This is a genomic window from Microbacterium sp. (assembly GCF_052099035.1).
GTDB lineage: Bacteria > Actinomycetota > Actinomycetes > Actinomycetales > Microbacteriaceae > Microbacterium.
In genome coordinates, this window is the sequence record NZ_JBQDSX010000006.1 from 13,173 (window position 1) to 25,486 (window position 12,314).

Genomic DNA, 12,314 nt, shown 5'->3' on the forward strand with positions numbered 1-12,314 from the left:
TGCCTAACTTGTCGTTACTGGGTTACCCAGTCTTATTTGTTGAGCAGCTCGGTCATCTCGGCTGCGGCATCCTTCGTCGAGGTGGCGACGTCCTTCTGCCCGCTGAGGATCGACTGCATCATCGCGTTGGTGGTCTTCTTCGCCTGGACGGCGCCGAAGTTCGGGGTGACCGGAACGGACGCGCCGCCCTCGACCATCTGCTCTGCGAACGGTGCGACCAGCGGGTCGGTCGAGGCGAGCGCCTCTTCCATCGCCGAGGCGACGCCCGGGAAGTAGCCGGTCTGCGCCGCCCACTCCTCAGCGAACTTGCCCGTGGTCATCATCTTCGTGAACTCCCACGCGAGGTCCGGGTTCTTCGTGTTGTTGAAGATCGACAGGTGCGATCCGCCGAGAACGGACGGGGCGATTCCGCCGTCCTTGCCCGGGATGACCGCGGCGCCGATCTTGCCCTCGAGGTCGGGGTTCGCCTCGATGAGGGATGCCGGAGTCCATGAGCCCGAGAGCATCATGCCGACGTTGCCCTGCGAGAACGCGTCACTGAGGTCGGTCTCCTTCCAGGTGGTGGCACCTGCGGAGGAGAAGCCGTGCTCGGTCGCGAGGTCGGTGTAGAACTGGATGCCTTCCTGCGACGCGGCGCTGTCCAGCTCGCTGGTCCACTCGCCGCCGTCTTCAGTGGCGATCTCGCCACCGGCACCCCAGACCCAGGGGTACACCTGGAACTCGGCGTCACCGGGAACCGGGAATGCCATCATCTCGGGGTGTGCTGCCTTAATGGCCTCACCCGCGGTGACGATGTCGTCCCAGGTCTTCGGGGCCTCAAGACCCAGCTCCTCGAAGATGTCCGTGCGGTAGACCATCGCGCGAACGCCCGCGTACCAGGGCATGCCGTAGAGCTCGCCGTCGTAGGTGCCTGCGACCTCGAGGCCCTCGACGAGATCATCGCGGAGGCCGGCTTCGGCGTCGACGTAGTCGTTGAGCGGGAGGAGTGCGCCTGCGTCGGCGAACTCAGCCGTCCACGTCGTGCCGGTCTCGGCGACGTCGGGGGTCGTGCCACCGGCGATCGAGGTCACGAAGCGGTCGTGCGCGTCGGCCCACTGGACCTCTTCGATCTCGACCTTGGCGCCGGTCTCTTCTTCGAAGGCCGCGGAGACCTCGTCGTAGAAGGCCGAGGCGTCGGGGTTGGTGCCCTTCATGATCCAGACGTTCAGGGTCTCCCCCTCGCCGTCTGCTCCGCCGTTGCCGGTGTCGCCGGCGCAGCCGGCAAGGCCCAGTGCCGCCGTGACGCCGAGCGCCACGATCGGAAGAATGCGCTTCTTCATCTGGTGAATCTCCTCATTGAAAACTGCCTTCGGCCACAAAGTTTGCACGCCGACTCCGGAAAAGTATTCATCACTAACAAATTCGACGCAAGTTGAGTCGATGATCGTCACACAGCTGTAACGTAGGCTCGATCACGTGGGAAGAACACGCGCTCGAGACGCCGAACATCCGGTCACTCGCCTCGATCACGGCGGCACAGCGAGCATCACTCCGTCCGAGTTCACCTCGGGGTTCGAGCTCGTCGTCGACGGCACTCCGCAGTCGCATGTCGACCTCGATGATCCGACCCACCTGCACTTCGAGTACATCGTGCGCATGGGGGCGGTGATCGACCAGCTGCCCGCCGGCCCGCTCACCGCCGTGCACCTGGGCGCAGGCGCACTCACCATCCCTCGCTATATCGAAGCAACGCGGCCCGGGTCGCGGCAGCAGGTGATCGAGCTCGAGGCTCCCCTGGCCGCTCTGGTCCGCGAACATCTCCCGCTGCCGCGCGGAGCATCCATCCGCATCCGGATCGGCGATGCCCGCGCGGGCGTTTCGAAGCTGCCGGGCGCCCTCATCGGCGCCTGCGATCTCGTCGTGTCCGACGTGTACTCCGGTGCGCAGACGCCGGCCCACCTCACCAGCGTCGAGTTCTACCGCGAGCTGTCGACCCTGCTCGCACCCACCGGTGTGCTGCTGGTGAACGTCGCCGACGGTCCTGGGCTCGCGTTCGCCCGGCGCCAAATCGCAACCGTCGCGCATATCCTGCCTGAGGTTGCGCTGCTGGCCGATACGCAGGTGCTCAAGGGCCGCCGGTTCGGCAACCTCGTCATCGCGGCATCCGCATCTCCCCTGCCGACCGAATGGTTGCCCCGGATGCTGGCGGCCGGCCCCCATCCGGCGAAGATCGCCCAGGGAGCCGAGGTCGACGCGTTCGCTCAGGGGGCTCGGATCGTGACAGATGCGGATGCTGTGGCATCCCCCAAGCCCGATGCGTCGATCTTCCTGCGCTGAAATCGGACTACGGGGCGTGCCGAGCGCTCTTCTTGACGGGCCCCAGGCAGACTGAGGGTGCGCGAGAGGAGAGCACATGGGTTACATCAAGGGTTACGACTCAGAGACTCTTCGTGAGCAGGTCGACCGCATCGAATGCGCGGAACGGCTCATCGAGATCGAACAGCAGCGGAGCCTGCCGGCCATGCTCGAGCGAGTGTGGCTGCTGAAAGTGCTCGACAGTCTCGATGACGCGATGGCTCTCGCCGAAGAAACCGTGCGCCTTGCGCGCATGGCCGGAACGCGCAAGGACGTGCTGCGCTCGCGGGTCCTGCACGCGACGATCCTGCAGTATCGCGGCGCGCACGCGGCCGCCGAGCAGGAGCTGACGACGTGCATCACCGAAGCCGAGGGTCAGGGCTGGGGTGGGATCGCCGCGTTCGCGCATCAGCATCAGGGCCGCAACGCCTTCGAAGCCGGCGACTTCGATCTCGCACGCCAGAGCTTCAAGCAGGAGCTTTTCCTCCGCCGTGAGTCGGGAGCTGCCGATTCAGAACTGGAAGTGGTTCTGCTCGCGATCGAATCCGCCGAGCGTCGTCGAAGCGGACAGCTCGTCGTCGGCTGAGCCACACCGAATGTCACCGGTGTGCTCTATTCTGAGCGAATGGCGGATCTGAACCGTGTGCGCGTGTGGGGCGAGGCGCTGATCCAGATGCACCTCGACGAGTCGTGGTCGTTCGGCTTCGACAACGCGAAGCGGCGGGCCGGTCAGTGCGACTTCCGCGCGAAGCGGATCACCGTGTCGCGCTACCTCGCTGCCCGGTTCGAAGATGACGACATCCACCAGGTGCTGCTGCATGAGGTCGCGCACGCTCTTGCCGGGCACCGCGCCGCGCACGGCGTGAAGTGGAAAGGCATCGCCCGCGAGCTCGGCTACGTCGGCGGCACCACGCATCACGGTGAGACGGCAGAAGAGCTCGCCCCCTGGGTCGGCACGTGTCCTGCCGGACACATCACCTATCGTCATCGCCGCCCCAGCCGCACGACATCGTGTGCCAAATGCTCCAAGTCGTTCGATCCGCGGTTCGAGTTCAGCTGGGTCCGCCGCGAAATCACTCCGACGGCAAAGCTCGCCGCCCGCACCCCGCGCTAGGACTCCCCTCCCCTGCGGGGCGTTGAGCGAGCGGAGCGAGACGAAACGGGTTGAGCGAGCGCAGCGAGTCGAAACCTCCTCACACGCACCGAAACCCGCTCACGCAAACGCGACGAATTCTCCACCTTCGAGCACCGGCACGACATCGGTCGCGTCGACCTCCGCGGCCGCTGCCGGTGCCGTCGGCACGAGTCCGGACGACTCGATCTTCGCGGTCGCTCCGACTCCCGCCGCGATCTCCTTCGCCGATCCGGATGCCGTCAGCAGATGCCGCATAGCCCGGCGCAGCCCGCGCGCGGATTCGCATGCCGCCGCAGCCTCGGGCGAGGTGTGATCGAGTCCGAGGTCGCTGAGTGCGGCGATGATCGTGCCTGCGCCGAGCTGATCTTCGACGGCGAGGCGGAGATCCCCGGCGTCCGTCAGCTCGCCCGCGGCGATCACGTTCACCGACGTGCGCGCCTGACGACGGTTCTGGATCTCGAGCACGGTGCGAGCCACCGCTGAGGCGTTGCGCAGCGACCCGATGAGAACGGCCCCCTCCCCCACGGATGCCGCGGCCGCCGCGGCATCAGCCACCGCTGCGCCGTTGCGGGACCAGGTCACGGTATCCGCCAGCGGTACCGCATGGCCGGATGCCACGGCATCCACCACCGTCGATGAGAAGCGCAGCACGTCGACGACGACCACCACGTCGGCGGGAGCGAGGCGATGCAGTCCCGCGACGCCCCACTCGAAGCGGACCTGGTACGCGGATTGATCGAACGGATGCGGCATCCGCCCAGCTTAGGACCGCCGAGGCAGTCGCCTCAGTCCACGGCGAGCGCCTCGACCGGAGCGACCCGTGTCGCCAGGCGCGTCGGTGCTGCCGCGGCGATCAGCGTGAGCGCCGCGGTCGCGAGGATGATCACGACCACCGGCACCCACGGCACAGCGGGTGCGACCAGCCCGGCCGTCTGTTCGAAGTCGGGCGGCATCTGCACCGATCCGAGCAACGACTGCGCAGCAATCCAGCCGTAGAGCACGCCCAGCACGAGTCCGGCCGCCGTCGCGGTGACCGTGATGTGCAGCGCCTCGAGCAGGATGACCCGCCGCACCTGGCCGTTGGACAGACCGATCGCGCGCAGCAGTCCGAGCTCGCGCCGACGCTGCACCACTCCGATCGTCAGCAGGTTCACCAGTCCGACCCCGGCAATGACCGCCGAGACCCCGACAAGGACCATCATGACCGCGGAGAAGCTGTCCAGAACGGCGGCGAACTCCAAATCGACTTCGCCGCCGGCGGCCTTGGTCAGCAGAACCTTCACCGATTCCAGCGCGACGGCGAACATCGTCACGAGGGTCACACCCATCACGACGCCGATCGCCATGCGGCTGGAGCGCTCGGGATACCGCAGGGCATTCTCCGCAGCGAGCCGCGCCGTCGCCGACCGGCCGAAAAGACGCCCCACGAGCCGCAGCAACGGCGGCATGACCAGGACGGCCGAGAGTGAGAGCCCGGTGAACGACAGCAGCCCGCCGAAGAACGCCACGACCACTCCGAGTGGTGTCACAAGTCCCCCGAGAACACCGAACACCAGCAGCGCCGCCCCCAGGATCAGCAGGAGCAGAGCACCGATGTGGCGGGCGGGGCGAGACGCGGCATCCTCGTGCGAACGCTCCACCGAGCCGGCGATCGCCTGGAGCGGCGTCACCGTCAGCACCCGACGGGAGCCGATCCAGGCCGCCGCCCACGTCGTCAGCGCGACGCCGACTGCAGGAATCAGAATCGTCGGCTGCGCCAGCGTGAACTCCGGCACGGGTGCGAGGAGTTGCTCGGCGAGATACACGCCGGATGCCGCGACCAGCAGCCCCACGATCACACCGGTCACAGCGCCGAGCGCCCCGACGATGAACCCGTGGCCGGCGACTTCAGCACGCTGCGAGCGCGCCGTCGCCCCGATCAAACGCATCAGGGCGATGCGCCGCGTGCGTCCGGCGACGATCGTCGCAAAAGTGTTCGCCGTCACGATCGCGGCGACGTACAGCGCGACGCCGATCAGCAGCACCGACAGAATGGCGACGACAACGGCGAGGGTGCCGCTGTCTCCGATGTACGGGTCCGAGCGCAGCATGACTCCGATGTACGCGGTCGCTTCGACGAGCACGACGCCGAAGGCAGATGACAGCGCTGCGACCAGGATGCTCGCCCCCATGCCCCGCTCGCGCAACCAGCCGAACCGAGGCCCTGTGGCAGTGGATTCGGGGACGAAAGTCGCGACGGCGCTCATGCTGCCGCCTCCGGCATCCCAGCGACCTCGGCGGCGAGCATGTACGCGGCGATCTCCTCCGCACTCTGACGCGGGTGGTCCGCGACGATGCGTCCGTCCCCGAGGAACAGCACGCGATCAGCATGACTCGCGGCGATCGCATCGTGGGTGACCATCGCGATCGACTGGCCGTGATCACGACTTGCAGTGGCGAGCAGCTGCAGCACCTCTCGTCCGCTGCGGGAGTCGAGGTTGCCCGTCGGCTCGTCGGCGAACACGAGGTCGGGGGCAGTGGCCAGCGCACGGGCGATGGCGACACGCTGCTGCTGACCGCCCGAGAGCTCATGCGGACGATGCTTCAGCCTGGTCGCGAGCCCGAGCCGCTCGACGAGCCCGTCGATGCGTGCCCGCTCGATCGCGCTCGGGCGACGGCCGTCGAGATCGAACGGCAGCAGGATGTTCCCCAGCGCGTCGAGCGTCGGCACCAGGTTGAACGCCTGGAAGATGAATCCGACGCGGCGCCGGCGCAGGATCGTGAGCTCGAGGTCGCCGAGGCCGGTGATGTCGGTGTCGCCGATCCACGCGTGGCCCTCTGTCGGAGCATCCAGCCCCGCCATGATGTGCATGAGGGTGGACTTGCCCGAGCCGGATGGCCCCATGATGGCGGTGAACTGTCCGCGGCGAATGCCGACGCTGATGTCTTCGAGCGCATTCACAGCGCCGTCACCGGCACCGTAGGTCTTGGTCAGATGCTGAACGCGGGCGGCGAGCCCGAGGTCGGTGGTCGTGATCTCCATACCTACGACGCTAATTCGGCGCTGCACATGGCCACATCGCCCGTCCGAAGCATCCGCCTACATCCGAAGGATGATCCTCACCCCTGTCACAGATAGCGGACGGTGTCCCGATCTGCTGACGAATTCGGCAAAAAGCTCCGGCAAACGTGACACCGTCCGCAGATCGGGACACGTGCGAGCGTGAGTGCGGGCGCGGGCGCGTCAGTTCAGGCCGTGTTCGAAGGCGAAGACGACCAGCTGCACGCGGTCACGCAGGGCGAGCTTGCTGAGTATGCGGCTGATGTGCGTCTTGACGGTCGCCTCGCTGAGGTATTCCCGCCCGGCGATCTCGGCGTTCGAGAGCCCGCGGGCTGCGAGCGCGAAGATCTCCTGCTCGCGCTCGGTGAGAGAGGCGAACGAGTCCGGCACGGGCCGGGTGTCGGGTGTGAAGTGCGCGAACAGCTCACGAGTGGCGGATGCTGCGATCACACTCGACCCGGAGTGCACGGTGCGGATGGCTGCGAGCAGGAACTCCGGATCGGCGTCCTTGAGCAGGAACCCGCTCGCGCCCTGTCGGATCGCCCGTGCCGCCGCCTCGTCGAGATCAAACGTCGTGAGCATGACGACTTTCGGCGGATCGGTCTGTTCGAGCAGGTGCCCCGTCGCCGTCAGCCCGTCCATCACCGGCATCCGGATGTCCATCAGCACGACGTCGGGCCGGTGCGCGGCGACGGCATCCAGCGCCGCCTGACCGTTGCCTGCTTCGCCGACGATCTCCATATCGGGTTGGGATCCTACGAGCATTCGGATGCCTGCACGGAACAGCGACTGATCATCCACCAGCAGCACCCGGATCATGCCACGCCCCCCGAAACAGACGACCCGTTCCCAATGGGGAGTGTGCCACGGACCACGAATTCCTGCCCTTCTCGCGCGGCGGTCAGTGACCCGCCGATCAACTGCGCCCGCTCGCGCATGCCGACCAGGCCGTGCCCGACGGACCCGCTTGCCGCTGAAGCCCCGGTGGGATTGCGCACTTCGAGCTCCACACGGTCCGGCATCCACGCCAGGTGCACATCGACGATGCCTCCCGAGCCGTGCCGGATCGCGTTCGTGAGTGCTTCCTGCAGCACGCGGTACACCGCGAGCTGCACGGCCGCGGGCGGTTCCCCCGGCGGAACGGGGTCGACCGTGATGCGGGGTTCGAGCCCCGCCTGTCGCACATGCTCGAAGAGCTGCTCGAGGTCGGCGATCGTCGGCTGCGGGCCGTCGCCCTGCCGGTGCCGCAGTTGGGAGAGCAGCATCCGCACGTCCGACAGCGCGGCGCGCGCCGTCTGCGAAACCGTACCCAGCGTCTCGATCGCGATCTCCGGTGAGGATGCCGCGGCGTACCGCGCACCATCGGACTGCGCGACGATCACGGCAAGTGAGTGCGCGACGACGTCGTGCATGTCGCGGGCGATGCGCACGCGCTCCTGCTCTTCGGCCGCTGTGACCTCGGCCAGCGCCTGTGCCGCCCGCGTCGTCCGCCAGCGCAAGACCATCCGCCATCCGAAACCGCCCAGCCACGGCGCTCCGAGAACCAGGACGCCAATGATGCTGAACAGCACGATATTGACGGCGGTACTGAGTGCGCTCACCCCTGCCAGCAAGCCGTTCGCGAAGACCATGTACGCGCTGGCGACGACCCCACCGACAAGAACGGAGGCCAAGCCTGCCCAGAAGGTCCGCGTCGCGCCCCACGCGGCCGTGGCGTAGAGGACACCGAGGATTGCCATATTGATCGGTAAAGGCCCCAGTCCCGCCGCCATCTGTACGAGTGCGCCGACCCAAACAACTCCCAACGCGACACCCGGCGCGAGCCTGCCGATCGCGACGGCACCGAACTGCAGCAGCCCCGCGACGACGACGACGGTGATCGATACCGGCTCCTCGGCGATCGTACTCAGGTTGTTCGGAGCGTAGAACACCAGGGAAACGGGAACCGCCAACGCGAACAGCACGAACGCCCCGACGATGTCGAGGACGAGGGAGGCGCGAGACAGTGGACGGGTCACGCTTTCACGCTACGCGAGCGCGCTGGCCGCGGCATCCGCCTGGAGATGTATTCCGAAGCCCGCTTCAAGCGCGCGCGAGGATCTCGCCGTGCGGCAGGAGGAACCAGCCGTCGCCGTCATCCGCCCACGCGCGCCATGCGTCGCTGATGCGCAGGAGGTCCGCACGACTCGCCATCGCGGAGTCGACCAGCTGACGCGCGAGCGCGGATTCGAGAATGCGGTCGGCCCACATGCCGCCCCACCATGCGCGCTCTTCCGGCGTCGCATAACACCACGTGGATGCCGTCGCCGTGACCTCCTCGAACCCGGCGGCCCGCGCCCAGGAGAGCAAGCGCCGTCCGGCATCCGGTTCGCCTCCGTTCGCTCGTGCGGCCTCGCGGTACAGGCGCAGCCACTCGTCGAGTTCGGGCAGCAGAGGGAACCAGAAGAATCCGGCGTAGTCGGCATCGCGGGCCGCGACTATGCCACCGGGCTTGGTGACGCGGCGCATCTCGCGCAGTGCCTGCACGGGATCGGCGACGTGCTGGAGCACCTGATGCGCGTGGACGATGTCGAAAGAAGCGTCGGGGAAGCTCAGCGCGTGTGCGTCTTCGACGCCGAAGTCGATGTTGCTCAGACCGCGTTCGGCGGCGAGCGTCTGCGACAGTGCCAGTTCGGACTCGCCGATCTCAGTCGCGGTGACATGCGCGACGTGCGCGGCAAGGTCCACGGTGATCGTTCCCGGGCCCGCGCCGACGTCGAGCAGGCTCGCGTCAGGGGTGAGATGCGGACGCAGGTACTCCGCGGAGTTCGCGATCGTGCGGTTGTTGTGCGAGCGCAGCACCGACTCGTGGTGTCCGTGGGTATATGTGGCCATTCTTCATCGTCCCACGTGATGGGGTGGGCCTTCGCCCCGAGCGCGGGCTGGAAAACACGCCGGAAAACGCGCCCACAGCCGCGAAAAGCATCCCGCGCCCCGAGCGCGGGGTCACCTCACGTCGGCGACGACGCGGCGGATGGCCTCGCGGTCGGGTTTGCCCGAAGACAGAGTGGCCAGCTCATCGACAAGGATCAGGCGGGCCGGTCGCGCGGGCTTGCCGATCTCGTGCGCCACTGCCGCCCGCGCCCGCTCGAGCTGTTCGGAGTCGCTCCGGCGCAGCGCTTCGCCGCGCACAGCGACGATGACGGATGCTTCGCCCCACCGCTCATCGTCGACGCCGACGACCACCGCCGAGGTGAGCCCCGGAATGCCCCGGACGATCCGTTCGACCCGGTCGAGCGAGATGTTTATGCCACCGGAGACGATCACGTTGTCGGCGCGGCCGTGCACCCGGACGACCCCGTCCTCGACGATGCCGAGATCACCGGTGCGGTACCAGCGGATGCCGTGCTCATCCCTCGTGAACGTGCGCGCGGTGAGGTCCGGGTCCTCCAGATAGCCGTCGGCAAGCATGGGACCCGCGATCTGCAGCTGGCCATCCACGATGCGGGCGGCGACCGTGTCGAGCGGGATGCCGTCGTACACGCATCCGCCGCTCGTCTCGGTCGAGCCGTAGGTGCGCACGAGACGCACACCGAGCTCTGCCGCGCGGTCTCGCACCGGTTGCGGCAGCGCCTGCCCGCCGACGAGGATCGCCGCATAGGCCTGGAGCGCGGCGAGAACGGCCGTGTCATCGGCTGCATCCAGCAACGTCGAGATCTGCGCGGGGACGAGCGAGGTGAACAGGGGCTCAGCCCCGATCATCGGGAGCGTCGCCTCGGCGAATACCCGCGGTGAGAAGCCCCCATCGAGCACGACCGGGGTCGTACCGGAAACGATCGAGCGGACCAGCACCTGCAGCCCCGCGACGTAGCCCGCGGGCAGGGCAAGAAGCCACCGCCCCGAACCGATCCTGTTCGCCGTCGCCTCGGCTCCTGCCCGCAGCGCTTCAGCACTGAGCACGACACGCTTGGGGATTCCGGTCGAGCCAGAGGTACCGATCACCACGGCCGTGCCGTCTTCGACCTCGGACGGCTGCTCCCCCAGCATCCCGAGCCCGAGCGCCGGGCCCCCGTCGAGAGCACGCTCGAGGTCGTGCTGCAGCTGGGCCGCGTCGTCTGCGGTGGTGGTGATGAGCTCAGCCATGGCAGATCAATAGTGGTACGGGAACGACGACCAGTCCGGGTCCCGCTTCTCGAGGAACGAGTCGCGCCCCTCCACGGCCTCATCCGTGCCGTAGGCGAGGCGGGTGGCTTCACCGGCGAACACTTGCTGGCCGACCATCCCGTCGTCAGCCGCGTTGAAGGCGAACTTCAGCATCCGGATCGCCGTGGGGGACTTCGTCAGCACCGTCCGTGCCATCGAAAGCGCCTCGCGCTCGAGCTCGACATGCGGCACCACACGGTTGACCGCTCCCATCTCGTAGGCGCGCTGCGCGGAGTACTCCTCGGCGAGGAAGAACACCTCGCGAGCGATCTTCTGGCCGGTCTGGCGCGCCATGTACGCCGAACCGTATCCGGCGTCGAAGCTGCCGACGTCAGCATCCGTCTGCTTGAATCTGCCGTGCTCGGCGGACGCGATCGACAGGTCGCAGACCACGTGCAGCGAGTGTCCGCCGCCGGCGGCCCACCCGGGAATCACGGCGATGACGACCTTCGGCATGAACCGGATCAGTCGCTGCACCTCGAGGATGTGCAGGCGTCCCGCGCGGGCCGGGTCGCCCACCTCGGTGGTCGAATCGGAGTACTTGTACCCGTCCCGCCCGCGGATGCGCTGGTCGCCGCCCGAGCAGAACGCCCAGCCGCCGTCCTTCGCGCTCGGCCCGTTTCCGGTGAGCAGTACCGCGCCGATCTTCGGGTCCTGACGGGCGATGTCGAGTGCCCGATACAGCTCGTCGACCGTGTGCGGACGGAAGGCGTTGCGCACCTCCGGCCGGTTGAACGCGATGCGGGCGACGCCACCGTCGTGCGTGACGTGCGCGGTGATGTCGGTGTATGAATCGGCGCCGGGTGCGAGCACCCATTCCGCGGGATCGAAGAGATCGGAGACCATGGCTCCAGCCTATGCCGCGCGCTGCGCGCGACTGGTGCGACCACACTCACGTACGATCAACGGGTGCGCACCTCACCTCTGATTCCCTCTCGTCTTCGTCTCGCCCTCCTGGCAGCGACCGCGGTGACAGCGCTGGCTCTCGCCGGATGCGCCTCGGGTTCAGATGCCGACTCCGACGCCAGCGCAGAGCCCACGTCCTCGGCATCCGCCCCTGCCGCTGACGGAACCTGCACCTACCCCACGGACTCCCGTCCGGCATCGAAGCCGGTCGACGCGCCGGATGCTGAGCCGACCGCCTCTGGCCAGGTGGCCGCCACGATCGCGACGAACGCCGGTGACCTTGCCGTGACGCTGGATGCGGATGCCGCGCCCTGCACCGTGAACAGCTTCCTCTCCTTGGCAGATCAGGCGTACTTCGATGGAACCACGTGCCACCGCCTGACCACGCAGGGAATCTTCGTGCTGCAGTGCGGCGACCCGACGGGCACCGGAACCGGCGGCCCCGGATACTCGTTCCCCGACGAGCTGTCGGGAACGGAGACCTATGAAGCCGGCGTGCTCGCGATGGCGAACGCAGGAGCGGACACCAACGGCTCACAGTTCTTCATCGTCTATGCCGAAAGCCAGCTGCCTCCCGCGTACACCGTGTTCGGACACCTTGACGAGGCCAGCACGAAGGTCGTCGCAGACATCGCGGCCGCCGGCACCGATAACGGCAGTGCCGACGGCGCCCCGAAGACCCCGGTTGAGATCACGTCCGTAACCGCGAACTGAGAC

At 67.7% G+C, this 12,314-nt stretch carries 13 protein-coding genes; 4 read left to right on the top strand and 9 right to left on the bottom strand.

Annotation, left to right across the window (positions count from 1 at the left end):
- Positions 1–32: 32 nt before the first annotated feature.
- A complete protein-coding gene (locus ACTIAO_RS03095) occupies positions 33–1,319 on the bottom strand; it encodes a sugar ABC transporter substrate-binding protein (RefSeq protein ID WP_441904802.1) in 1,287 nt (428 codons plus the stop codon).
- 136 nt (positions 1,320–1,455) lie between these two features.
- On the opposite strand from ACTIAO_RS03095, the gene ACTIAO_RS03100 reads away from it, so the two are divergent.
- The 3 genes from ACTIAO_RS03100 (at position 1,456) to ACTIAO_RS03110 (ending at position 3,448) form a co-directional block, all read left to right on the top strand.
- Positions 1,456–2,316 carry a spermidine synthase gene (locus ACTIAO_RS03100; protein ID WP_441904803.1) on the top strand — a complete coding sequence of 287 codons (861 nt, stop codon included), beginning with the start codon at positions 1,456–1,458 and terminating at the stop codon, positions 2,314–2,316.
- Between the two features lie 76 nt (positions 2,317–2,392).
- Positions 2,393–2,920, top strand: coding sequence for a hypothetical protein (locus ACTIAO_RS03105; RefSeq protein WP_441904804.1), 528 nt, complete (start codon positions 2,393–2,395; stop codon positions 2,918–2,920).
- 39 nt (positions 2,921–2,959) lie between these two features.
- Entirely contained in the window at positions 2,960–3,448 is a 489-nt protein-coding gene (locus ACTIAO_RS03110) for a SprT-like domain-containing protein (protein WP_441904805.1), read from the top strand.
- Between the two features lie 99 nt (positions 3,449–3,547).
- Here ACTIAO_RS03110 and ACTIAO_RS03115 read toward each other — a convergent pair whose 3' ends face one another.
- The 8 genes from ACTIAO_RS03115 to ACTIAO_RS03150 form a co-directional block, all read right to left on the bottom strand.
- Positions 3,548–4,222, bottom strand: a complete 675-nt coding sequence (locus ACTIAO_RS03115) for a 2-phosphosulfolactate phosphatase (RefSeq protein WP_441904806.1) — start codon at positions 4,220–4,222, stop codon at positions 3,548–3,550.
- 32 nt (positions 4,223–4,254) lie between these two features.
- Positions 4,255–5,715 carry an FtsX-like permease family protein gene (locus ACTIAO_RS03120; RefSeq protein WP_441904807.1) on the bottom strand — a complete coding sequence of 487 codons (1,461 nt, stop codon included), beginning with the start codon at positions 5,713–5,715 and terminating at the stop codon, positions 4,255–4,257.
- A complete protein-coding gene (locus ACTIAO_RS03125) occupies positions 5,712–6,491 on the bottom strand; it encodes an ABC transporter ATP-binding protein (RefSeq protein WP_441904808.1) in 780 nt (259 codons plus the stop codon). Before ACTIAO_RS03125 ends, ACTIAO_RS03120 begins: the two co-directional genes overlap by 4 nt.
- A 201-nt stretch (positions 6,492–6,692) precedes the next feature.
- Complete coding sequence (locus tag ACTIAO_RS03130) at positions 6,693–7,328, bottom strand: response regulator (RefSeq protein WP_441904809.1); 636 nt, start codon at positions 7,326–7,328, stop codon at positions 6,693–6,695.
- A complete protein-coding gene (locus ACTIAO_RS03135; RefSeq protein WP_441904810.1) occupies positions 7,325–8,527 on the bottom strand; it encodes a sensor histidine kinase in 1,203 nt (400 codons plus the stop codon). The genes ACTIAO_RS03130 and ACTIAO_RS03135 overlap by 4 nt, the downstream gene beginning before the upstream one ends.
- A 64-nt stretch (positions 8,528–8,591) precedes the next feature.
- Positions 8,592–9,383: a class I SAM-dependent methyltransferase gene (locus ACTIAO_RS03140; RefSeq protein ID WP_441904811.1), complete on the bottom strand. Its 792-nt coding sequence runs from the start codon at positions 9,381–9,383 to the stop codon at positions 8,592–8,594.
- Positions 9,384–9,494: 111 nt separating this feature from the next.
- Positions 9,495–10,631: an AMP-binding protein gene (locus tag ACTIAO_RS03145; RefSeq protein WP_441904812.1), complete on the bottom strand. Its 1,137-nt coding sequence runs from the start codon at positions 10,629–10,631 to the stop codon at positions 9,495–9,497.
- A 6-nt stretch (positions 10,632–10,637) separates the two neighbouring features.
- Positions 10,638–11,537 (bottom strand): 1,4-dihydroxy-2-naphthoyl-CoA synthase, encoded by a 900-nt coding sequence (locus tag ACTIAO_RS03150; RefSeq protein ID WP_441904813.1) that lies wholly within the window; start codon positions 11,535–11,537, stop codon positions 10,638–10,640.
- A gap of 63 nt (positions 11,538–11,600) precedes the next feature.
- Between ACTIAO_RS03150 and ACTIAO_RS03155 the strand changes: the two genes are divergently transcribed.
- A complete protein-coding gene (locus ACTIAO_RS03155) occupies positions 11,601–12,311 on the top strand; it encodes a peptidylprolyl isomerase (RefSeq protein WP_441904814.1) in 711 nt (236 codons plus the stop codon).
- Positions 12,312–12,314: the final 3 nt, after the last annotated feature.

Bases quoted from the DNA above. Each gene is read 5' to 3' on its own strand.
- ACTIAO_RS03095 (WP_441904802.1), bottom strand. From the start codon at position 1,319: ATGAAGAAGCGCATTCTTCCGATCGTGGCGCTCGGCGTCACGGCGGCA.
- ACTIAO_RS03105 (WP_441904804.1), top strand. From the start codon at position 2,393: ATGGGTTACATCAAGGGTTACGACTCAGAGACTCTTCGTGAGCAGGTC.
- ACTIAO_RS03110 (WP_441904805.1), top strand. From the start codon at position 2,960: ATGGCGGATCTGAACCGTGTGCGCGTGTGGGGCGAGGCGCTGATCCAG.
- ACTIAO_RS03115 (WP_441904806.1), bottom strand. From the start codon at position 4,222: ATGCCGCATCCGTTCGATCAATCCGCGTACCAGGTCCGCTTCGAGTGG.
- ACTIAO_RS03120 (WP_441904807.1), bottom strand. From the start codon at position 5,715: ATGAGCGCCGTCGCGACTTTCGTCCCCGAATCCACTGCCACAGGGCCT.
- ACTIAO_RS03125 (WP_441904808.1), bottom strand. From the start codon at position 6,491: ATGGAGATCACGACCACCGACCTCGGGCTCGCCGCCCGCGTTCAGCAT.
- ACTIAO_RS03130 (WP_441904809.1), bottom strand. From the start codon at position 7,328: ATGATCCGGGTGCTGCTGGTGGATGATCAGTCGCTGTTCCGTGCAGGC.
- ACTIAO_RS03140 (WP_441904811.1), bottom strand. From the start codon at position 9,383: ATGGCCACATATACCCACGGACACCACGAGTCGGTGCTGCGCTCGCAC.
- ACTIAO_RS03145 (WP_441904812.1), bottom strand. From the start codon at position 10,631: ATGGCTGAGCTCATCACCACCACCGCAGACGACGCGGCCCAGCTGCAG.
- ACTIAO_RS03150 (WP_441904813.1), bottom strand. From the start codon at position 11,537: ATGGTCTCCGATCTCTTCGATCCCGCGGAATGGGTGCTCGCACCCGGC.